At 60.0% G+C, this 21,046-nt stretch carries 16 protein-coding genes, 4 tRNA genes and 1 pseudogene; 17 read left to right on the top strand and 4 right to left on the bottom strand.

Annotated elements, in window-relative coordinates; genetic code table 11:
• The first annotated feature begins 196 nt into the window (after window positions 1-196).
• The 8 genes from gltX (at window position 197) to ACA058_RS21305 (ending at window position 4,518) form a co-directional block, all read left to right on the top strand.
• On the top strand, window positions 197-1,678 hold the full coding sequence (gene gltX, locus ACA058_RS21340; RefSeq protein ID WP_497635779.1) for a glutamate--tRNA ligase: 1,482 nt from the start codon (window positions 197-199) through the stop codon (window positions 1,676-1,678).
• A gap of 250 nt (window positions 1,679-1,928) precedes the next feature.
• Window positions 1,929-2,004: transfer RNA gene (locus tag ACA058_RS21335), tRNA-Ala, on the top strand.
• A gap of 79 nt (window positions 2,005-2,083) precedes the next feature.
• Window positions 2,084-2,159: transfer RNA gene (locus ACA058_RS21330), tRNA-Glu, on the top strand.
• 53 nt (window positions 2,160-2,212) lie between these two features.
• A tRNA-Ala gene (locus tag ACA058_RS21325) sits at window positions 2,213-2,288 on the top strand.
• 80 nt (window positions 2,289-2,368) lie between these two features.
• Window positions 2,369-2,444 (top strand) — tRNA-Glu (locus tag ACA058_RS21320).
• Window positions 2,445-2,628: 184 nt separating this feature from the next.
• Window positions 2,629-3,168 carry a TetR/AcrR family transcriptional regulator gene (locus ACA058_RS21315; protein WP_497635778.1) on the top strand — a complete coding sequence of 180 codons (540 nt, stop codon included), beginning with the start codon at window positions 2,629-2,631 and terminating at the stop codon, window positions 3,166-3,168.
• Between the two features lie 29 nt (window positions 3,169-3,197).
• Window positions 3,198-4,031: an alpha/beta fold hydrolase gene (locus ACA058_RS21310; protein WP_497635777.1), complete on the top strand. Its 834-nt coding sequence runs from the start codon at window positions 3,198-3,200 to the stop codon at window positions 4,029-4,031.
• 49 nt (window positions 4,032-4,080) lie between these two features.
• Complete coding sequence (locus tag ACA058_RS21305; protein WP_497635776.1) at window positions 4,081-4,518, top strand: acyl-CoA thioesterase; 438 nt, start codon at window positions 4,081-4,083, stop codon at window positions 4,516-4,518.
• Window positions 4,519-4,547: 29 nt separating this feature from the next.
• Here the strand turns inward: ACA058_RS21305 and ACA058_RS21300 are convergent, their stop codons facing one another.
• On the bottom strand, window positions 4,548-5,543 hold the full coding sequence (locus ACA058_RS21300) for an IS110 family RNA-guided transposase (RefSeq protein ID WP_497634894.1): 996 nt from the start codon (window positions 5,541-5,543) through the stop codon (window positions 4,548-4,550).
• A 907-nt stretch (window positions 5,544-6,450) separates the two neighbouring features.
• Here ACA058_RS21300 and ltrA point away from each other — a divergent pair.
• The 3 genes from ltrA (at window position 6,451) to ACA058_RS21285 (ending at window position 9,382) form a co-directional block, all read left to right on the top strand.
• Window positions 6,451-7,683: a group II intron reverse transcriptase/maturase gene (ltrA, locus tag ACA058_RS21295; RefSeq protein WP_497635775.1), complete on the top strand. Its 1,233-nt coding sequence runs from the start codon at window positions 6,451-6,453 to the stop codon at window positions 7,681-7,683.
• Window positions 7,684-7,843: 160 nt separating this feature from the next.
• On the top strand, window positions 7,844-8,803 hold the full coding sequence (locus ACA058_RS21290; protein ID WP_497635774.1) for a tRNA dihydrouridine synthase: 960 nt from the start codon (window positions 7,844-7,846) through the stop codon (window positions 8,801-8,803).
• A gap of 132 nt (window positions 8,804-8,935) precedes the next feature.
• Window positions 8,936-9,382 carry an Hsp20 family protein gene (locus ACA058_RS21285; RefSeq protein WP_497635773.1) on the top strand — a complete coding sequence of 149 codons (447 nt, stop codon included), beginning with the start codon at window positions 8,936-8,938 and terminating at the stop codon, window positions 9,380-9,382.
• Between the two features lie 80 nt (window positions 9,383-9,462).
• Here the strand turns inward: ACA058_RS21285 and ACA058_RS21280 are convergent.
• From ACA058_RS21280 to ACA058_RS21270, 3 genes and pseudogenes are all read right to left on the bottom strand, one after another.
• Window positions 9,463-9,696 (bottom strand): annotated as a pseudogene (locus tag ACA058_RS21280) (PAAR domain-containing protein); the annotation flags it as partial.
• A 250-nt stretch (window positions 9,697-9,946) separates the two neighbouring features.
• Entirely contained in the window at window positions 9,947-13,225 is a 3,279-nt protein-coding gene (locus ACA058_RS21275) for a PAS domain S-box protein (RefSeq protein WP_497635772.1), read from the bottom strand.
• A gap of 65 nt (window positions 13,226-13,290) precedes the next feature.
• Window positions 13,291-14,181, bottom strand: a complete 891-nt coding sequence (locus ACA058_RS21270; RefSeq protein WP_008056358.1) for a LysR family transcriptional regulator — start codon at window positions 14,179-14,181, stop codon at window positions 13,291-13,293.
• 148 nt (window positions 14,182-14,329) lie between these two features.
• On the opposite strand from ACA058_RS21270, the gene leuC reads away from it, so the two are divergent.
• The 6 genes from leuC (at window position 14,330) to ACA058_RS21240 (ending at window position 20,911) form a co-directional block, all read left to right on the top strand.
• Complete coding sequence (gene leuC, locus ACA058_RS21265) at window positions 14,330-15,748, top strand: 3-isopropylmalate dehydratase large subunit (protein WP_497635771.1); 1,419 nt, start codon at window positions 14,330-14,332, stop codon at window positions 15,746-15,748.
• A gap of 11 nt (window positions 15,749-15,759) precedes the next feature.
• Window positions 15,760-16,404 (top strand): 3-isopropylmalate dehydratase small subunit, encoded by a 645-nt coding sequence (gene leuD / locus ACA058_RS21260; RefSeq protein ID WP_497635770.1) that lies wholly within the window; start codon window positions 15,760-15,762, stop codon window positions 16,402-16,404.
• Window positions 16,405-16,559: 155 nt separating this feature from the next.
• A complete protein-coding gene (locus ACA058_RS21255; protein WP_497635769.1) occupies window positions 16,560-17,327 on the top strand; it encodes a class I SAM-dependent methyltransferase in 768 nt (255 codons plus the stop codon).
• 61 nt (window positions 17,328-17,388) lie between these two features.
• Window positions 17,389-18,471, top strand: coding sequence for a 3-isopropylmalate dehydrogenase (gene leuB / locus ACA058_RS21250; protein ID WP_497635768.1), 1,083 nt, complete (start codon window positions 17,389-17,391; stop codon window positions 18,469-18,471).
• A 68-nt stretch (window positions 18,472-18,539) separates the two neighbouring features.
• Window positions 18,540-19,652 (top strand): aspartate-semialdehyde dehydrogenase, encoded by a 1,113-nt coding sequence (asd, locus tag ACA058_RS21245; RefSeq protein WP_497440804.1) that lies wholly within the window; start codon window positions 18,540-18,542, stop codon window positions 19,650-19,652.
• Between the two features lie 248 nt (window positions 19,653-19,900).
• Window positions 19,901-20,911, top strand: a complete 1,011-nt coding sequence (locus ACA058_RS21240) for an aspartate-semialdehyde dehydrogenase (protein ID WP_497635767.1) — start codon at window positions 19,901-19,903, stop codon at window positions 20,909-20,911.
• Window positions 20,912-21,046: the final 135 nt, after the last annotated feature.

Here is a 21,046-nt window from a genome sequence, read left to right as displayed (position 1 = left end):
TAAGGAAAGTTATCAGCAGGTGAATCTGGCATACAGCCGATAAACGGTAAATGCCATCGGCTGATATTCGGCCATTCACTGCGGCATTCGGGCGTTGTAGGCGCAATCTTGGCTTAAATGCCCTGTTAGCTGGAGCGGGGCGGGTGTCGCCTGTTACCATTCGCCCCTTTGTTTGATCTTCATTTCGAGACTTGCCATGACCACCGTCCGCACGCGCATCGCGCCATCGCCTACCGGGGACCCCCACGTAGGTACCGCTTACATCGCATTGTTCAACTACTGCTTTGCCAAGCAGCACGGCGGTGAGTTCATCCTGCGGATCGAAGACACCGACCAGCTGCGTTCGACCCGCGAGTCCGAACAACAGATTTTCGACGCCCTGCGCTGGTTGGGTATCGACTGGAGCGAAGGCCCTGACGTTGGCGGCCCGCACGGTCCGTACCGTCAAAGCGAGCGCGGCGAGATCTATCAGAAGTACTGCCAGCAGCTTGTGGAGCTCGGCCACGCTTTCCCGTGCTTCTGCACCGCCGAAGAGCTGGACCAGATGCGCGCCGAACAAATGGCCCGTGGCGAAACCCCACGTTACGACGGCCGTGCGCTGTTGCTGTCCAAGGAAGAAGTGGCGCGCCGCCTTGCCGCTGGCGAACCGCACGTGATCCGCATGAAGGTGCCCAGCGAAGGCGTCTGCGTGGTGCCGGACATGCTGCGTGGCGACGTGGAAATCCCGTGGGACCGCATGGACATGCAAGTCCTGATGAAGACCGACGGCCTGCCGACGTACTTCCTGGCCAACGTGGTCGATGACCACCTGATGGGCATCACCCACGTGCTGCGTGGCGAAGAGTGGCTGCCATCGGCGCCGAAACTGATCCTCTTGTACGAATACTTCGGCTGGGAACAACCGGAGCTGTGCTACATGCCGCTGCTGCGTAACCCGGACAAGAGCAAGCTGTCCAAGCGCAAGAACCCGACTTCGGTGACCTTCTACGAGCGCATGGGCTTCATGCCCGAAACCATGCTCAACTACCTGGGGCGCATGGGCTGGTCGATGCCGGACGAGCGTGAGAAGTTCTCGCTGCAGGAAATGGTCGACAACTTTGACCTCAAGCGCGTCTCCCTCGGCGGGCCGATTTTCGACATCGAGAAGCTGTCGTGGCTCAACGGCCAGTGGCTGCGCGACTTGCCGGTGGAAGAATTTGCCGCGCGCGTGCAGAAGTGGGCGTTCAATTCCGAATACATGATGAAGATCGCGCCGCACGTGCAGGGCCGCGTCGAGACCTTTAGCCAGGTTGCACCGCTGGCCGGGTTCTTCTTTGCCGGTGGGGTGAATCCGGACGCCAAGCTGTTCGAATCGAAGAAGCTGTCGGGCGATCAGGTTCGCCAGTTGATGCAGTTGATCCTGTGGAAGCTCGAAAGCCTGCGCCAGTGGGAGAAGGACAGCATCACCGCGACCATTCAGGCGGTGGTCGAATCCCTGGAGCTGAAGTTGCGTGATGCCATGCCGCTGATGTTCGCCGCGATCACCGGCCAGGCCAGCTCGGTGTCGGTGCTCGATGCGATGGAAATCCTCGGTCCGGACCTGACCCGTTTCCGTCTGCGCCAGGCAATCGACTTGCTGGGCGGCGTGTCCAAGAAAGAAAACAAGGAGTGGGAAAAGCTGTTGGGCGCTATCGCCTGATTGCCTCTGTAGGAGCTGCCGCAGGCTGCGATCTTTTGTCTTTGGCCTTCTAAAGCAAGAGCAAAAGATCGCAGCCTGCGGCAGCTCCTACAGGTCTGCGTTCCTCGCAAACCGCCCGGATTTCCGGGGGGAGGGCGGTAAGTGATTGTTATGCCGACAAAAAATTTTAAATTTTTTGAAAAATAAGTTTGACAGGCCTTCGATACGCCCTTAAGATTCGCCCCGTCCTCAGCGATGACATCAACGATGAGGGGCTATAGCTCAGCTGGGAGAGCGCTTGCATGGCATGCAAGAGGTCGACGGTTCGATCCCGTCTAGCTCCACCAATTTACACTTCAAGGTCTGGCCACACCGGCCTTGAAGCGATCAACACTCAGCGTTGATCAGTTGTATAGAAGGGTTTGCGTCCCCTTCGTCTAGTGGCCTAGGACACCGCCCTTTCACGGCGGTAACAGGGGTTCGAGTCCCCTAGGGGACGCCAGTTTTACAGAAGCGATGTTACAAGATGTCGCTCCGCCGCGAGGCGAAAAATCCGGGGCTATAGCTCAGCTGGGAGAGCGCCTGCATGGCATGCAGGAGGTCAGCGGTTCGATCCCGCTTAGCTCCACCAATTTTACAGTTCAAGGTCTGGCCACACCGGCCTTGAATCGATCAGCTCTCAGCACTGATCAGTTGTATAGAAGGGTTTGTGTCCCCTTCGTCTAGTGGCCTAGGACACCGCCCTTTCACGGCGGTAACAGGGGTTCGAGTCCCCTAGGGGACGCCACGATTACCCGCTCTGCGGGATTTTATAAGGGTCATTCAATTATTGAATGGCCCTTTTGTTTGTCTGGCGTTTGGCCAAATCTCCCTCTTTCTCTCAAACTGTTCTTCAGACCAGCGGTCACATCCACGACTTGCAGAAAATTATTATGAGAATAATATTCTAGTCGTAATATTCGGAGGCAACGATGAACGATAAAAAAGCTCAAACCCGCGAACGCATCCTCAAGGCTGCCAGCGCCGCGCTGATCCAGCGTGGTCCGGCCGAGCCGAGCGTTGGCGAAGTGATGGGTGCAGCCGGCCTGACGGTCGGCGGTTTTTATGCGCACTTCGAAAGCAAGGACGCAATGATGCTGGAAGCGTTCAAGCAGTTGCTGGGTCACCGTCGTGACCTGATTGCCGCCATGGATGCCGAATTGACCGGTGAAGAGCGTCGTACCTTGGTCGCTGCGTTTTATCTGTCACGCAAACACCGTGATTCCAGCGAGTCTGCGTGTCCGATCCCGGCCTCGATCGGTGAACTCGGACGCCTGCCCGAGGCGTTTCGAATCGCCCTGAATGAACACATGGAGCTGATGGTCGCGCAGTTGGCGGCCAGTCCTGAAGACACCGACAAAGCCCTGGCCGATCTGGCCTTGATGGTGGGCGGCCTGGCGCTGGCACGGGCGCTGGGACCCGGTGATTTATCCGATCGTTTGCTGCGCGCGGCCAAGTCGGCGGTGCGTTGACCTGAAGGCTGCGGCCTGGGGAGAATGCGATGAGCACGTTGAAGTGGGTTCGTGGCGTTAATGGCACCTTGGGCTGGTTCGCCCCCAAGCTGGTGGCGAGCAAAATGCGGCTGGCGTTCATGACGCCGCGCGATTTTCCACCGCGTGATTGGGAATTGCCGCTGCTGGCCAAATCCGAACGAATCACTTTGCGTTTCGGCCTCTCGGCCTTGCGCTGGGGGCAAGGCCCGGCGGTGTTGCTGATGCACGGCTGGGAAGGTCGGCCCACGCAGTTTGCCAGCCTGATCACGGCGCTGGTCGATGCCGGTTATTCAGTTGTCGCCCTGGATGGCCCGGCGCACGGTCGCTCACCCGGTCACGAGGCGAATGTAGTGCTGTTCGCCCGTGCCATGCTTGAAGCCGCCGCCGAGTTGCCGCCGCTGCAAGCGGTCATCGGCCACTCCATGGGCGGCGCCAGTGCCATGCTTGCCGTGCAATTGGGCCTGCGCACCGAAACCCTGGTCAGCATTGCCGCCCCGGCGCGGATTCTTGCTGTATTGCGCGGTTTCGCCCGCTATGTAGGGCTGCCCCCGAAAGCCCGTTCGGCGTTCATCCGCCAGGTCGAGAGTGATGTCGGCATACGCGCTGCGATGCTGGATGTCGCGCACTACCAACTCGATATGCCTGGCCTGATCGTGCACGCCGAAGATGACACCCATGTCCCGGTCAAGGAATCACAATTGATCCACGAAGCCTGGTTCGACAGTCGTCTGCTGCGCCTGCAGGAGGGCGGTCATCAGCGGGTGCTGGCCGACCCGCGGATGATTGATGGCGTGTTATCACTGCTGTCCGGTCGCAGCCTGCAATCGCGCCAATCGGCCTGAGCATCCGTTACACTGCCCCGGTCGAATCAATCTGACCGGGGAGTGGGGCATGGGCTGGGATCGGGCAACGCCATTTATCATTGATCTGCAAGTGGGCGCCGAGGACATCGATGGGTTGGGGCACGCCAATAACGCGGTGTACGTGACCTGGCTCGAACGCTGTGCGTGGCGCCACTCTCAGCGCCTCGGCCTGGACCTGGTCGAGTATCGGCGGCTGGACCGGGCGATGGCAGTGGTGCGGCACCAGATCGATTACCTGGCGGCCGCCTATGAAGGCGACGAGTTGCAATTGGCGACCTGGATCGTCGATTGGGACCAGCGCCTGAGAATGACCCGTCATTTCCAGTTGAAGCGTCCTAGCGACAATTCAACGTTGCTGCGTGCGCAGACCACGTTCGTTTGCATCGAGCTGTCCAGCGGTAAGCCCAAGCGTATGCCCGCCGAGTTCATCGAAGGCTACGGCCCGGCGCTGCAAACCCCCGCCTGACACCACCCCTGTAGATACTCTGTTCACGGTCAAGCTTTCGCGAGATGTTTTTTGCTAAAAAGCTTGGCCGTATTAAATTCTTCTCCAGAGCGCATGCATGCCCATAACCCGGTTAGGTATTTGCGCATGACCGCGCCGATGGCCTGCATTTTCTTCTTGCCGCGCGCTACCAGTGCCTCGTAGAAGGCCTTCACATTCTCATCACAACGGATTGCCGTCATCGCCGGCATGAACATCGCTGCACGCAAGTAAGCATTACCGCACTTGGACATTCGTCCTGGCCGGTTCACGCTGGTGCCTGACTGGGTCAGTCTGACATCCAGGCCTGCATAGCGGCTTACCTGTGCCGATTTAAGCGTCACTGGAAGGGTCGTCAGCTCAGCCAGTGCGGCGATGGCCGAGGCCTCTCCAACGCCGGGCGCCGCCATCATGCAGCGAAATTGCAGGCTCAGATCAGGGCATTTGGCGATGGCGTCGCGCGCAGCCTGTTTTAATCGATCGATTCGAGCGTCCAACGCGCTTATCGCGTCTTTCTCATCCTCGATCAGCAGTGCGATGCTCGTTTCTGTCGCTTGTAGCGCATGCAGCTCGTTCTTGGCTCGCGTCCGATGGCCAATCAGTCGGTTGATGTGGCGACCAATCGCACGCAGCATCATCTGTTCCGCAGTGGGCGGGACCCACAGCCTAGGCCCCATACGCTCGCCGTATTCGGCCAGCAGTTGGGCATCGATCTGGTCAGTCTTGCTGTTTTGCAACATCAGCTTGGCAAAGTTGTGGAAGCTTTTGGGGTTGATCACCGAGACCGGCAAGCCGGCGGCGTGCAATTCCATCGCAAGATCCAGGTAGTAAATACCGGTAGCCTCCATGACAACGCTCAGCGGCTTGAGACGTAGCAGCTTTTCCACAGCGGCCTTGCGACCTTTGGGCGTGTGCAGAATGTCTCCATTGCCTGCTGCTTTGCCGTTCTGCCGCCATCCCATGGCTGAACTGCGAGCACTGATATCTATGCCGACATGCGCATTCATTGCTTTTCACTTCCTTGGCTTTAGGTAAGATTGCACCTGGTTCCCCCGACCTCGAACTTCATGCCACTGCAACCTTGTAATGCGAAGTCCGACTTGTCGGCTTCTCGATACTCTTCGTGGTGGGCAATGAGGCGGGGGGGCCTCTCTACAGACAAGGTCAGGAGCAAATCCTGCCTTCAGGAGCGATCGGCCTCCCCCAGAAACGTACTTGCTGTTGAATGAATCCTTGAGCGTAACCTCTCTCATGGAATCAAGGTCAACATACAAGGAGCGAGCCTGCTCGCGATGAACCTGAGAGCACCGTGGGGTGTCTGGTGCCCAGCGTCATCGTTGACGACCATCGCGAGCATGCTCGCTCCTAGTGTGCCCGGCATGGGCCAAAACCAGTCACCTGAAAAGTGGTGACCAGAATGAGTGACGAGAACTGTAGTGAAACGCAAGGGGGAAGCCGCGAGGCCAGCCTGAAAGAAGCGTGTAGCAAAGGCGCGACCGCAGGAACACGAACAAGCAGTGAGGCCGGATGCGGGCGATAAGTGTGCTGGGAGCCACGAAATCCAACGGTCACCGAAAGACGCATCAGGTAGAGCTTGGCGGCCCGAGCCGAAGGTTTTGGCACCTTACCCGGGGAGATCTCGCGGGCGTAGCCCGCGAGAAGTCAGCAGATGCCGTAGTAGTGAAGAAAGGTCGTAATGGATCCGGAGCGAAGGGCTGAAGAACAGAAACACTCACCATAGACTGCTGCCTACAAAGCGAGAGCCTTTTGAAACCGCACCCGGAAATGCCATGTGGCACGTAGCGGGATGGCCTTGCGTGGGAAAGTCGGGTGGACCTCGACGAACGTGCGCAAGGAAGGGGCGAGTCAGCAGGCAGACGGAACAGGAATAGAGACGTGTTGAGCGAAACCTGCATGGAAACGATCGTCGAAAAGGAGAATATGCACCGAGCGCTCAAGAAGGTCCGGGCGAACAAAGGGGCGCCGGGGGTCGACGGAATCACTACCGACGAGCTTACCGCGCACCTTCAAACGCACTGGCCGGCCATCAAGGGCAAACTTCTGGACGGGACCTATAAACCGGGCCCTATCAAAGGCCTCAGGATCCCCAAGCCGCAAGGCGGGGAGCGGCTGTTGGGCATTCCGAATACGCAGGATCGCCTGATCCAGCAATCGGTTCAACAGCACCTGACACAGCTGTGGGATGCCAAATTCAGCGAACACAGCTATGGCTTCCGGCCAGGCAGGAGCAATCTCGATGCCATACGAGCCGCCAAGGCCTTTGTCCTGGAAGGCAAGACCTGGGTTGTGGATATCGACATCGAAGCTTTCTTCGATCAGGTCAGCCACGACAGGCTGATGAGCCTCATATCCAGGGATGTCCGCGACAAGCGGCTGATGCGGTACATCGGCCAGACGCTTCGAGCGGATATGCTGTTGGACGGTCAGCGGGTCAAAAGGACGGCCGGAACTCCGCAAGGGGGGCCGCTAAGCCCGCTGCTTGCCAACCTCTATCTGGATGCTCTGGACAAAGAGTTGGAGACCCGAGGCCTAAGCTTCTGTCGCTATGCTGATGACTTGGTGATCTATGTCACCAGCGAGCGCAGCGCGGACCGCGTGCTGGGCAGTGTGACGGCTTGGATAGAGAAACACCTCAAGCTCAAAGTGAGTGCCAGCAAGAGTGGCACGGGGCGGCCTTGGGATCGCGACTTCCTGGGTTACAACATCGACGAACAAGGGAATGGCCAGCTGTCTGGCAAGACCGTGAAGAAATACCGCAAGAAAGTCCGCGAGCTGTGGTCGGCCAGGCAAAGCCTGACGAGCACCGAGCTGGTGGCTCAATGGGGCCGTTACATCCGGGGGTGGTACGAATACTTCCGCTGGGTGAAGGACGACTTCAAGCGGTTATCGCAATGGACTCGCCGACACATGCGCAAATGTTTCTGGCAACGCTGGCACAGCCGTGAAGGACGAATGCGCAAGCTGCGCGGGCTTGGTATCGCAAGCCGGCAACTCGCGCGAGTAAGTTTTCACGACGGTGCCTGGCGAGCGGCGCGCCACCCAGTGATGCAGCAGGCGATGAGTCTGAACATGATGCGTCGCTGGGGACTGTGGACGCCGCAGGACTTCGCCTCAGCACCTCGCTGAGCTGTTCAACCGCCGGATGCGGAAAACCGCACGTCCGGTGGTGTGGGAGGGGTAACGGGCGTAAGCCCGTTGCCTCCACCCAATCAGGGATCTGCGATGTTCAGCAGATTCCCGCTGAAACCAGTAAACTGCCGCACGTTTTTCCTTGAGTGTGTTTTTCATGCAAATTGCCTTGGCGCCCATGGAGGGGCTGGTCGACGACATCCTGCGCGACGTGCTGACCCGAGTGGGTGGCATCGATTGGTGCGTGACCGAGTTCATTCGGGTCAACGACCAGTTGCTCACGCCGGCCTACTTCCACAAATTCGGCCCCGAGTTGCTCAACGGTGCCCGGACTGCCTCCGGCGTGCCGTTGCGTGTGCAGCTATTGGGTTCCGATCCGGTTTGCCTGGCGGAAAACGCCGCGCTGGCCTGCGAACTGGGCTCTGAAGTGATCGACCTGAACTTCGGTTGCCCGGCCAAGACCGTGAACAAGTCCCGTGGTGGCGCGGTGCTGCTCAAAGAGCCTGAGCTGCTCAACCAGATCGTCGAGCATGTGCGTCGCGCTGTGCCCGCGCACATCCCGGTGACCGCCAAGATGCGCCTGGGCTTCGACAGCCCGGACGGTTCGCTGGTCTGCGCCACGGCGCTGGCCGAGGGCGGCGCCGAGCATATCGTGGTGCATGCCAGGACCAAGGTGGATGGCTACAAGCCGCCGGCGCACTGGGAGTGGATCCCGCGCGTACAGGAGGTGGTCAAGGTGCCGGTGTTCGCCAACGGCGATATCTGGAGCGTCGAAGACTGGCGCCGTTGCCGGGAAATCAGTGGTGTGGAAGACATCATGCTCGGTCGCGGCCTGGTCTCGCGCCCCGATCTGGCCCGGCAAATCGCGGCGGCGCGGGCCGGTGAGGAGGTCGTCGAGATGACCTGGGCCGAACTGCTGCCGCTGATCCAGGATTTCTGGCTGCAAGCCAAGGCGCAGATGACAGCGCGTCAATCGCCGGGTCGCTTGAAGCAGTGGCTAGCGATGCTGACCCGCAATTATCCCGAGGCGGTCGAGCTGTTCAGCGTGCTGCGCCGTGAGACTGAGCTGGACCATGTCTCGCGCCTGCTGGGGTTGCAGGTGGCTGAGGCAGCCTGAAACATTTTTTAAAAAAAGCAGAAAATAATCTCTTGAAAAGCAATCAGCGGTCCCTATCTAAGGGTTACGCGATGCCGAATTCGGGTCGCGGAGACATAAAACCTTGCTGATTGTTTTCAGGAGATTTGAATCATGACTACTGCATTTTCCCTGGCGCCACTGTTCCGTTCCTCTGTCGGTTTCGACCGTTTCAACGACCTGTTTGAAACCGCGCTGCGCAACGAACCGGGCAGCACCTACCCACCCTACAACGTTGAAAAACACGGCGACGATCAATACCGCATCGTGGTGGCGGCTGCTGGCTTTCAGGAAGAAGACCTGGAGCTGCAAGTCGAGAAGGGTGTACTGACCATCAGTGGTGGCAAACGCGACGCCAATGAAGGCGTGACCTTCCTGCACCAGGGCATTGCCCAGCGTGCGTTCAAGCTGTCGTTCCGCCTGGCCGATCACATCGAAATCAAGGCCGCGGACCTGCGCAACGGTCTGTTGAGCATCGACCTGTTGCGGGTGGTTCCGGAAGAGGCGAAGGCCAAACGCATTCCGATTAACGGGATGGAAAAGCCAGCTTTGCAACACTGAGTCAGAGCAGGAAGAGGGCGCCATCAGGCGCCCTTTTTTGATAGTAAAAATAAATCTGTCCCCTTTACTCTCCTTTACTCTTTGCAGGGACAGCTGCTGCGGCTATCCAGCGAGCCAGCTGCCAGCCTGCCGTGACTGTCAAAGAACGAGATTCCACCGACGATTTCATAGGTTTCGTCGTTCTTGCCACAGGAAACCGGATCCCCGGCGCGAGCGTGGGCGAAGCCATACATCATGATGCGGGTATCGGTGTCCAGCACCTCGCCACCGCAACTGGTCTTGTCGCCCTTGCGTATGAAATATCCCTTAGCCATTGCTGCAACTCCTTGTCTGATAACGGTCAAATTGCTCCTGCCTCCGAAGAAATGGAGGCAGGGCAAAGTGCAACGCAAGGGTTCTATACGAGGCTTTCAGGCGTAAATCAGACGTTTCCGGAATGCGTGTAGGAAAGGGAGATTGAATCGAAGGTTGTAGGAGCGAGCATGCTCGCGATGGTCGTCAACGATGACGCTGGGCACCTGACACCCCTCGGTGCTCTCAGGTTCATCGCGAGCAGGCTCGCTCCTACAGGAGGAGCTTTTGCAGGTCCTCCACCGGCAGCGGCCGGCTGTGCAGATACCCCTGATAGAGATGGCAGCCCAGGCCTTGCAGGAACTCCAGTTGTTCCGGGGTCTCCACCCCTTCGGCGATGATCTTCAATTCCAGGCTGCGGGCCATGGCGACGATGGCGCGGATGATCTCGGCGTCGTTCGGGTCGGTGGTGGCGTCGCGAATGAACGACTGGTCGATTTTCAGGGTGTCGACCGGCAGGCGCTTGAGGTAGGTCAGCGAGGAGTAACCGGTGCCGAAATCGTCCATGGCAAAGCTCACGCCGAGTTTTTTCAGGCGCAGCATTTTGTTGATGGTGTCTTCCAGGTTCTGGATGACGATGCCTTCGGTGATTTCCAGTTTCAGCAGCGAGCAGGGCAGGCCGTAGGAGGCGAGGCTGTTTTCGATGCGCTCGACGAAGTCGTTCTGGCGGAACTGGCGCGGGCTGATGTTGACGCACAGGCTGAATTCCAGCGGGTCCACCAGGCCGTTAGCGATCAGGTGCCTGAAGGCCTGGCAGGCTTCGTCGAGAATCCAGGTGCCGACCTCCAGAATCAACCCGCTGTCTTCCAGCACCTTGATGAACTCGGTGGGGGACTGCGCGCCGAGTTCCGGATGGTTCCAGCGCACCAGCGCTTCGGCACCGACAATGCGGTTATCCCGGGCGTCCACCTGGGGTTGGTAGTGCACGCGAAACTCACCGCGCGAAAGCGCCAGGCGCAGGTCGGTTTCCATGCGCAGGCGCTCGCTCGCGGCCTTCTGCATGGTGTTGTGGTACATCTGTGCGGTATTGCGCCCTGAATCCTTGGCGCGATAAAGGGCGATATCGGCACGCTTGAGCAGGTCGGTCGGCGTGGAGCCATGGTCGGGAATCAAGGCAATGCCGATACTCGGCGTCACCTGCAGGCGCTGACCGTCGAGGAACATCGGTTCAGACAGCAGCTCACGAATGGTATCGGCCAGCTCGCAGACCTGATCGCTGACCTCGTTGCGTGAGCCTTCGAGGCCGCTGAGTAGCACCACGAATTCATCCCCGCCCAGGCGCGCGACGGTGTCTTCCATGCGCACGCTGGCTTCCAGGCGCGCGGTGATGATTTTCAGCACCGTATCGCCCACCGGATGGCCGAGGGAATCGTTGATGTGCTTGAAGTGGTCGAGGTCGAGGAACATCAATGCGCCACGCAGGTTGTGGCGCTTGAGCAGGGCGATCTGCTGGCTCAGGCGATCCATCAGCAGTGCGCGGTTGGGCAGGTTGGTCAACGGGTCGTGGTAGGCCAGGTGACGGATCTGCGCCTCGGCGTTTTTCAGCAGGCTGACGTCCCGCGCGGTCAACAACAGGCACGCGGTTTCGTTGAGGGTGATCGGTTCTACCGACACCTCCACTGTCAGCAACTCGCCACGTTTGTTGCGCCCGAGCATTTCCTGGTGGTGTACCCGGCCCTTGATCTGCAGTTCGGCCAGCAACGCCGAGCGTTGTTTCTCTTCGGCCCAGATCCCCACCTGGTACACGGTACGGCCGATCACTTCGTCGGCGCGGTAGCCGGTCAGGCGGCAGAAACCGTCGTTGACCTCCAGATAGCGTCCAGTATCGCGTTCAGTGATGGTGATGGCGTCGGGGCTTGAGTGGAAAGCCTTGGCGAACTTCTCTTCGCTGGCCTTGAGCGCCGCTTCCGAGCGTTGCTGCTGGGTGATGTCGCGCAAGGTGGTGACGACGCACGGCTGTTCGCTGACGTTGATCTGGCGACTGGAAATCACGCAGGTCAATGACTGCCCGTCCTTGTGCTGGACGAGGATCGCCACATTGTTCAGGCCTTGTTCGCGGATCACCTGTTCGATTCGTTGCAGGCTTTTTGCCGAAGCGTCCCACAGGCCGATTTCGTCGGCGCTGCGCCCGATCACATCGGCGGTGCTCCAGCCAAAGGTCTGGGTGAAGCTCGAGTTGATCTCGATGAACTGCCCGGTGTCCTGGCGCGTCACGCAGATCGGGTCCGGGCTGACCTGGAACAGGGTGGCGAATTTCTCTTCGGAGGCCACCAGGCGTTGTTCGCGCTCGACCTGGTCGGTGATGTCAAGCAGGGTGCCGGCCATGCGCAAGGGCACGCCGTTTTCATCGCGGTAGAGGCGGGCGCGGCTTTCCAGAAAGCGTGAGCTGCCGTCCGGCATTTGCACCCGATAGGTCAGCTGATAGTTGCCGGCCGGGCCTTCGCGCAGGCTGCGGTAGGCATCGCGCATGGTGTCGCGTTCTTCGCCGGGCACGCCTTCGAAAAAATCGTCGAAGGATTCATGGAAAGGTTTGGCCTCCATGCCGTGCAACTGGGCGGCGCGGGCCGAGCCATACAACATGCCGCTGGGAATGTGCCAGTCCCAGGTGCCCAGTTGCGCCGAGTCCAGGGCCAGGTCGAGGCGCTCCTGGCTGTCTTTGAGGGCGTGTTCGGCGGCTTTGCGTTCGGTGGTGTCGAGGAAGGTGCTCAACAGGTAGGGCTGGCCTTCGAGTTCGACCTTCTGTGCACTGAGGATGCCATCGTGGATCTGCCCGTTGCTGGCGCGAAACTGCACCTCCATGCTGGTCAGCTCGCCCTTGGCCTTGGTGGCCTTGACCAGTTGTGCGCGTTGCTCGGGGTGCACCCAGAGGCCCAGTTCCAGCGTGGTGCGGCCGATCGCGTCCTGGACCGGCCAGCCGAACAGGCTTTCGAAATACTGGTTGGCTTCGGTGATCAGGCCGTCTTCCTGGCGCGTCAGCAGGACCATGTTCGGGCACAGGTGAAACAGCGTCGCGAAGCGTTTCTCCGAACTGCTCAGCGCCTGTTCGCGCAGGCGTTGGTGGGTGATTTCGCGGATCACGCCAATCATTCGTGGACGGCCGTGCTTGTCCGGCAGCAGGCTGCCGCTGATCTCCAGCCAATGCAGGCTGCCGTCGGGCCAGCGAACACGGTGGTGCATCGCTTGCTCCAGCGGCGCGCCGGCGATAACGGCATGGAAGGCGCGAAGGGTCTTTGCCCGATCTTCGGCTGGCAACAAGTCGAGGTATTCCAGGTCGGCCGGCAACGGTTGCCGGGGATCGAAGCCAAACAGCGCCTGCGTGCCCCGCGACCAGCTGATTTGCCCACGCTCAATATCCCAATACCACGCGCCCAGGCGCGCGCCGTTGAGCGCGGCCAGCAATTGCGAGGCACTTTCCCAGCTTTGTTCGGAGCTTTTCGGGTCAAGCGCCTGGATGCGCGGCATCGGCGGAATACGGTCAACAGATTTCGGCATTGGCAAGCCTTGAGCTGAATTGGGTATCGGGTACAGAAATTCGGGCTCTATAGGAGTAGCACAAGTTAGCCTTGAGTCCCTGGCAGATCGATTTGGGCATCCAGCAAGGCCATGAAGGCCCGCGCTGCATTCGATAGCGTCCTTTCCGTGTGCAGGATATAGCCTAGCTGGCGAGTCAGTTGTATGCCCGGCAAAGGTATTCGCGCAACCTGGTCATCGAGCATGGTGCGGGGCAAGACGCTCCAGGCCAGGCCAATCGACACCATCATCTTGATGGTTTCCAGATAATTGGTACTCATGGCGATATTCGGCGTCAGGCCCTGGGCTTCAAACAGGCGCTGGACGATGTGGTGGGTAAAGGTATTGCCGCCGGGGAACACCGCCGGGTGTCGGGCGATGTCCGCGAGGCTGACCTTGCCGTTGTTGAGCAACGAATGCTCCGGGGCGACCACGAAGTCCAGCGGGTCGTCCCACACCGGCGTAGCCTTGACCAGGGCGTGGGGTTCCGGCGCCAGGGTGATGACCGCCAGTTCGGCCCGACCATGGAGGATTTCTTCGTAGGCCACTTCCGAATCGAGAAACTGGATATCCAGCGCTACCTCCGGATAGCGCCGGGTGAACTCCCTTAATAAAGGCGGCAAACGGTGCAGGCCGATGTGGTGACTGGTGGCCAGGGTCAGACGACCGGTCACCTCCCCGGTGAGGTTGGTCAAGGCGCGGCGCGTATCATCGAGGACATTCAGAATCTGGTAGGCCCGGGGCAGCAGGGCGCGGCCGGCCTCGGTCAGGCCGACTTCGCGACCCAGACGATCGAACAGCCGCACCTTCAGTTGCTGCTCCAGCCCGGCGATGCGCTTGCTGATCGCCGGCTGCGTCAGATGCAACCGTTCGCCCGCGCCGGAGAAGCTTCCCGTCTCGGCGATGGCAATAAAGGCGTTGAGGTTGGCCAGGTCCATGTCTGTATTCCAGTTGGTTATCCAAAGCATAAAAAATATGAATTTGAGTTATTTAATGTAACCCCATAGGATCAGCCTCACAAGCCAAAGGGTTATTGAATCACTCATGATCCAGGGCATAGAAACAAGCTGATGAGGAAACCGTCTGATGGCCGGCAAAACGCTCTACGACAAGCTCTGGGATTCGCATTTGGTCAAACAGCGCGACGATGGTTCGGCGCTGATCTACATCGATCGTCACATCATCCACGAAGTGACCTCGCCGCAAGCTTTCGAAGGCCTGCGACTGGCCGGGCGCAAGCCTTGGCGCATCGATGCCAACATCGCGACCCCGGACCACAACGTACCGACCACCCCTGAGCGCAAGGGCGGCATCGCAGCCATTGCCGACGAGGTTTCGCGTTTGCAGGTCCAGACCCTCGACGATAACTGTGATGAATACGGCATCGTCGAATTCAAGATGAATGACGTCCGCCAAGGCATCGTCCACGTCATCGGCCCGGAGCAGGGTGCAACCTTGCCGGGCATGACCGTGGTCTGCGGCGACTCCCATACCTCGACCCATGGCGCTTTTGGTGCCCTGGCCCACGGTATCGGCACCTCCGAGGTCGAGCATGTGCTCGCCACCCAGTGCCTGGTCGCCAAGAAAATGAAGAACATGCTGGTATCCGTCGAGGGCCAACTGCCGTTCGGCGTGACTGCCAAGGACATCGTCCTTGCGGTGATCGGCAAGATCGGCACTGCCGGCGGTAACGGCCACGCCATCGAATTCGCCGGCAGCGCGATTCGCGACCTGTCCGTCGAAGGCCGCATGACCATCTGCAACATGTCTATCGAGGCCGGCGCTCGCGTAGGTCTGGTGGCGGCTGATGAAAAAACCGTGGCCTACGTGAAGGGCCGTCCATTCGCCCCGAAAGGTGCGGAATGGGATTTGGCCGTCGAAGCCTGGAAAGACCTGGTTTCCGACGCCGACGCGGTGTTCGACACCGTTGTGGCGCTCGACGCGACCCAGATCAAGCCGCAAGTCAGTTGGGGCACTTCGCCTGAGATGGTATTGGCTGTCGATCAGAACGTTCCGGATCCTGCGCAGGAAATGGACCTGGTCAAGCGCGGTTCCATCGAGCGCGCCTTGAAATACATGGGTTTGACCGCCAATCAGGCGATCACCGACATTCAGCTGGACCGCGTGTTCATCGGCTCCTGCACCAACTCGCGGATCGAAGACCTGCGTGCTGCGGCGGTGATCGCCAAGGGCCGCAAAGTAGCGTCGACCATCAAGCAGGCCATCGTGGTGCCGGGTTCGGGTCTGGTGAAGGCCCAGGCTGAATCGGAAGGCCTGGACAAGATTTTCCTCGAAGCCGGTTTCGAATGGCGCGAGCCGGGTTGCTCGATGTGCCTGGCGATGAACCCGGACCGTTTGGAATCGGGCGAGCATTGCGCTTCCACGTCGAACCGTAACTTCGAAGGCCGTCAGGGCGCCGGTGGTCGTACCCACCTCGTCAGCCCGGCCATGGCCGCCGCCGCCGCTGTAAACGGTCGCTTTGTCGACGTCCGTGAATTGATCTAAAGGAGCGCAGCATGAAAGCTTTCACCCAGCACACTGGACTTGTCGCGCCTCTGGATCGTGCCAACGTCGACACCGACCAGATCATCCCGAAGCAGTTCTTGAAGTCGATCAAGCGCACCGGTTTCGGCCCGAACCTGTTCGATGAGTGGCGCTATCTGGATGTGGGGCAGCCATATCAGGACAACTCCAAGCGTCCGCTGAACCAGGACTTCGTCCTCAACGCCGAGCGTTACCAAGGCGCCAGTGTGTTGCTGGCCCGGGAAAACTTCGGTTGCGGCTCCAGCCGCGAGCATGCGCCTTGGGCGCTGGAAGAATACGGTTTCCGCAGCATCATCGCGCCGAGCTATGCCGACATCTTCTTCAACAACAGCTTCAAGAACGGCTTGCTGCCGATCATCTTGAGCGACGCTGAAGTCGACGAGCTGTTCCAGCAGGTCGAGGCCAATCCGGGCTACCAGTTGCAGATCGATCTGCAGACCCAGACCGTGACCCGCCCGGACGGCAAGGTATTGGGTTTTGAAATCGATGCATTCCGTAAGCACTGCCTGCTCAACGGTCTGGACGATATCGGCCTGACGTTGCAGGACGGTGATGCGATTGCGGCGTTCGAGGCCAAGCACCGGGCGAGCCAGCCTTGGTTGTTTCGCGACGCTTGATTGATCCGGTTTTGATGTAGACAGGGCCGGCCCCATCGCGAGCAAGCTCAGCTCCTACAGGGTTTGTGAGCGCCCCAGACCTGTGTAGGAGCAAAGCTTGCTCGCGATGACGGCAGCCCATACACCACAAGACTCACCCCAAAAAGGAAGTCCCGATGACCAGCACCGCCCAGCACACCCAGGTAGTCCAAAAGCAATTCGGTGAACAGGCCGCGGCCTACCTGAGCAGCGCCGTACACGCTCAAGGCACCGAGTTCGCGCTGCTACAGGCCGAACTGGCAGGGCAGGGTGAAGCCCGGGTCCTGGACCTGGGTTGCGGCGCCGGTCACGTGAGTTTTCAAGTGGCGTCGCAGGTGAAGGAAGTGGTGGCCTACGACTTGTCGCAACAGATGCTTGACGTGGTGACCGCTGCTGCCGCCGAACGAGGCCTGCGCAACGTCTCCACGGTCAACGGCGCCGCCGAGCGCCTGCCGTTCGCCGATGGCGAGTTCGATTTCGTTTTCAGTCGCTATTCGGCACACCACTGGAGCGATCTTGGCCTGGCCCTGCGGGAAGTGCGGCGAGTATTGAAGCCAGGCGGTGTCTCGGCCTTCATCGACGTGTTGTCACCGGGCAGCCCATTGTTCGACACTTACCTGCAGAGCGTCGAAGTGCTGCGCGATACCAGTCATGTGCGCGACTATAGCGCCGGTGAGTGGCTGCGCCAGGTCAGTGAGGCAGGGCTGCATACCCGCAGCACCACCCGCCAGCGGCTGCGTCTTGAATACAACGCCTGGGTCGAGCGCATGCGCACGCCACAGGTGATGCGCGCGGCGATCCGCCAGTTGCAGCAGTCGATGGGCAACGAAGTGCGCGAATATTTTGAGATTGAGGCCGATGGTTCGTTCAGTACAGATGTGCTGGTACTGATGGCTGAAAGATAAGCGACTGACAGATTTTTTCCGGGAGCGCCCCAGGCGCACCGACTGATGACATGAGGAACGCATGAGCAAGCAGATTCTGATTCTCCCAGGTGACGGTATTGGCCCGGAAATCATGGCCGAAGCGGTCAAGGTGCTGGAGCTGGCCAGTGACAAGTTCGCTTTGGGCTTCGAGCTGAGCCACGATGTGATCGGTGGCGCGGCCATCGACAAGCACGGCGTGCCATTGGCCGATGAAACCCTGGAGCGTGCCCGCGCGGCCGATGCCGTGCTGTTGGGTGCGGTGGGCGGCCCGAAATGGGACACCATCGAGCGTGACATCCGCCCTGAGCGCGGCCTGCTGAAAATCCGTGCGCAACTGGGCCTGTTCGGCAACCTGCGTCCGGCGATCCTGTACCCGCAACTGGCCGAGGCCTCCAGCCTGAAGCCGGAAATCGTTGCCGGCCTGGACATCCTGATCGTTCGCGAGCTGACCGGCGGTATCTACTTCGGCGCACCACGCGGCACCCGCACCCTGGAAAACGGCGAACGTCAGTCCTACGACACCCTGCCGTACAGCGAAAGCGAAATCCGCCGCATCGCCCGTGTCGGTTTCGACATGGCCATGGTCCGCGGCAAGAAGCTCTGCTCGGTGGACAAGGCCAACGTACTGGCCTCCAGCCAGCTGTGGCGGGAAATCGTCGAGGAAGTGGCCAAGGATTACCCGCAAGTCGAACTGAGCCACATGTACGTCGACAACGCCGCCATGCAACTGGTGCGGGCACCGAAGCAGTTCGACGTGATCGTCACCGACAACATGTTCGGCGATATCCTGTCCGACCAGGCGTCGATGCTCACCGGTTCCATCGGCATGCTGCCGTCGGCGTCCCTGGACACCCATAACAAAGGCATGTACGAGCCGTGCCACGGTTCGGCGCCAGACATCGCTGGCCTTGGCATTGCCAACCCGTTGGCGACCATTTTGTCGGTCTCGATGATGTTGCGTTACAGCTTCAACCAGCAGGCCGCCGCCGATGCCATCGAAAAAGCCGTTAGCCTGGTGTTGGACCAGGGCTTGCGCACTGGTGACATCTGGTCGACCGGTTGCACTAAAGTCGGTACGCAGGAAATGGGCGACGCAGTAGTCGCCGCGCTGCGGAATCTGTAATCTCTCGGGCCCGCTGCCACTTTCACCCCTGGAAGCAGCGGCCCACTTTTCAATAAGGTGTAGTTGCGATGAAACGTGTAGGTCTGATCGGTTGGCGCGGCATGGTCGGTTCCGTGCTCATGCAGCGGATGCTGGAAGAGCAGGATTTCGATCTTATCGAGCCGGTGTTTTTCACCACTTCCAATGTCGGTGGCCAAGGCCCGTCCGTGGGCAAGGACATTGCTCCGCTCAAGGACGCTTACAGCATTGAAGAGCTGAAAACCCTTGACGTGATTCTGACCTGCCAGGGTGGCGACTACACCAGCGAAGTCTTTCCGAAGCTGCGCGAAGCCGGCTGGCAGGGTTACTGGATCGACGCCGCTTCCAGCCTGCGCATGCAGGATGACGCGGTCATCGTGCTGGACCCGGTCAACCGCAAGGTCATCGACCAGCAGTTGGATGCCGGCACCAAGAACTACATCGGCGGCAACTGCACCGTCAGCCTGATGCTGATGGGCCTGGGCGGTCTGTTCGAGGCTGGCCTGGTCGAGTGGATGAGCGCCATGACCTATCAGGCGGCCTCCGGTGCCGGCGCGCAGAACATGCGTGAACTGATCAAGCAGATGGGCGCGACCCATGCCGCTGTCGCCGATCAACTGGCCGATCCGGCCAGCGCGATCCTCGACATCGACCGTCGTGTTGCCGAAGCCATGCGCAGCGACGCGTACCCGACCGAAAACTTCGGCGTACCGCTGGCCGGCAGCCTGATCCCGTGGATCGACAAGGAACTGCCGAACGGTCAAAGCCGTGAAGAGTGGAAGGCCCAGGCCGAAACCAACAAGATCCTCGGTCGCTTCAAGAGCCCGATCCCGGTAGATGGCATCTGCGTGCGCATCGGCGCCATGCGCTGCCACAGCCAGGCGCTGACCATCAAGCTGAACAAGGACGTGCCGATCGCTGATATCGAAGGGTTGATCAGCCAGCACAACCCTTGGGTCAAATTGGTGCCGAACAACCGCGACATCAGCATGCAGGAGCTGAGCCCGACCAAGGTTACCGGCACCCTGAACATCCCGGTTGGCCGCCTGCGCAAGCTGAACATGGGCTCGCAGTTCGTCGGCGCGTTCACCGTCGGCGACCAGTTGTTGTGGGGCGCGGCCGAGCCGCTGCGTCGCATGCTGCGGATCCTGCTCGAGCGTTGATCGCTTGATGCAATGAACTAACCCGCGCCTTGAAAGAGGTGCGGGTTTTTTTATGGATTTGTGTCGTGAGTCAGACCGCTATCGCGAGCAAGCTTTGCTCCTACAGGGTTTGCGGTTGCTTTTGATTTTGTAGGAGCAAAGCTTGCTCGCGATGGCTTCGGTTCTGCCACCACAGATCCCCGCCGAATTGCCTGCATGCCAACCACCCGGTAAAGTGCCGCTCCCCCCGTTTCGCCAGAGGTAAAACCATGAGCCAGACCATTGATATTGCCGTGATCGGCGCCACCGGTACTGTCGGCGAAACGCTGGTGCAGATTCTCGAAGAACGCGATTTTCCGATCGGCACCCTGCATTTGCTGGCCAGCAGCGAATCCGCCGGCAGTTCGGTGCCGTACCGCGGCAAGAACGTGCGGGTGCGCGAAGTCGATGAGTTCGATTTCAGCAAGGTTCAGCTGGTGTTCTTTGCCGCCGGTCCAGCAGTGACATTGAGTTACGCCGCGCGTGCCACCGCTGCCGGTTGCTCGCTGATCGACCTCTCTGGCGCCTTGCCGGCCGACCAGGCGCCACAGGTAGTGCCGGAAGCGAATGCGCAAGTGCTGGCCAGCCTGAAAAAGCCATTCCAGCTCAGCAGCCCGAGCCCGTCGGCCACCACCCTGGCGGTGGTGCTCGCACCCCTGCTGGAGTTGCTTGATTTGCAACGCATCAACCTGACCGCCAGCCTGGCGGTATCTGCCCAGGGCCGCGAAGCCGTGACCGAGCTGGCCCGGCAAACCGCCGAACTGCTGAATGTGCGCCCACTGGAGCCGACCTTCTTTGACCGGCAGATGGCATTCAACCTGCTGGCCCAGGTCGGCAAACCGGACGAACAGGGCCATACACTGCTGGAAAAGCGCCTGGTGCGCGAACTGCGTCAAGTCATGGCGTTGCCTTCATTGAAGATTTCCGTCACTTGCATTCAAGCCCCGGTGTTTTTTGGCGATAGCTATAGCGTGACCCTGCAGTCCGCGAGTGACATCGACCTGGCAAAGGTTAACGCCGCACTGGAAGACGCTCCCGGCATCGAGTTGGTGGAAGCCGGCGATTACCCGACCGCGGTCGGCGATGCGGTGGGGCAGGATGTGGTCTACGTTGGTCGGGTGCGACTGGGTATCGACGAACCGTCGGAACTTAATGTGTGGCTGACGTCAGATAACGTACGCAAAGGTGCTGCGCTCAATGCTGTGCAGGTGGCCGAATTGTTGATAAAAGACCTTCTGTAAAAGATACTTGCAACAATATCGAAGGGTTCCAGGCGAGCGCTATGCCTGGCCGCAATGCTGAAGGCGAGCCACCCTGCAGGGCATGCATGAAACGATCGCGCGCGGCGACCTTCGCCCGCGCGCAATGCCTTTTGG

The sequence above is a fragment of the Pseudomonas sp. LBUM1649 genome (assembly GCF_059716155.1).
The sequence above is the reverse complement of the archived record's forward strand: the minus strand, read 5'-3'. Positions and strand labels throughout refer to the sequence as shown.

Excerpts from the sequence above, each read along its gene's own strand:
- leuB (WP_497635768.1), top strand. The coding sequence starts at position 17,389 with ATGAGCAAGCAGATTCTGATTCTCCCAGGTGACGGTATTGGCCCGGAA.
- ACA058_RS21285 (WP_497635773.1), top strand. The coding sequence starts at position 8,936 with ATGACTACTGCATTTTCCCTGGCGCCACTGTTCCGTTCCTCTGTCGGT.
- ltrA (WP_497635775.1), top strand. The coding sequence starts at position 6,451 with ATGGAAACGATCGTCGAAAAGGAGAATATGCACCGAGCGCTCAAGAAG.
- asd (WP_497440804.1), top strand. The coding sequence starts at position 18,540 with ATGAAACGTGTAGGTCTGATCGGTTGGCGCGGCATGGTCGGTTCCGTG.
- gltX (WP_497635779.1), top strand. The coding sequence starts at position 197 with ATGACCACCGTCCGCACGCGCATCGCGCCATCGCCTACCGGGGACCCC.
- leuC (WP_497635771.1), top strand. The coding sequence starts at position 14,330 with ATGGCCGGCAAAACGCTCTACGACAAGCTCTGGGATTCGCATTTGGTC.
- ACA058_RS21290 (WP_497635774.1), top strand. The coding sequence starts at position 7,844 with ATGCAAATTGCCTTGGCGCCCATGGAGGGGCTGGTCGACGACATCCTG.
- ACA058_RS21305 (WP_497635776.1), top strand. The coding sequence starts at position 4,081 with ATGGGCTGGGATCGGGCAACGCCATTTATCATTGATCTGCAAGTGGGC.
- ACA058_RS21270 (WP_008056358.1), bottom strand. The coding sequence starts at position 14,181 with ATGGACCTGGCCAACCTCAACGCCTTTATTGCCATCGCCGAGACGGGA.
- ACA058_RS21310 (WP_497635777.1), top strand. The coding sequence starts at position 3,198 with ATGAGCACGTTGAAGTGGGTTCGTGGCGTTAATGGCACCTTGGGCTGG.
- ACA058_RS21240 (WP_497635767.1), top strand. The coding sequence starts at position 19,901 with ATGAGCCAGACCATTGATATTGCCGTGATCGGCGCCACCGGTACTGTC.
- ACA058_RS21275 (WP_497635772.1), bottom strand. The coding sequence starts at position 13,225 with ATGCCGAAATCTGTTGACCGTATTCCGCCGATGCCGCGCATCCAGGCG.
- ACA058_RS21255 (WP_497635769.1), top strand. The coding sequence starts at position 16,560 with ATGACCAGCACCGCCCAGCACACCCAGGTAGTCCAAAAGCAATTCGGT.
- ACA058_RS21300 (WP_497634894.1), bottom strand. The coding sequence starts at position 5,543 with ATGAATGCGCATGTCGGCATAGATATCAGTGCTCGCAGTTCAGCCATG.
- ACA058_RS21315 (WP_497635778.1), top strand. The coding sequence starts at position 2,629 with ATGAACGATAAAAAAGCTCAAACCCGCGAACGCATCCTCAAGGCTGCC.
- leuD (WP_497635770.1), top strand. The coding sequence starts at position 15,760 with ATGAAAGCTTTCACCCAGCACACTGGACTTGTCGCGCCTCTGGATCGT.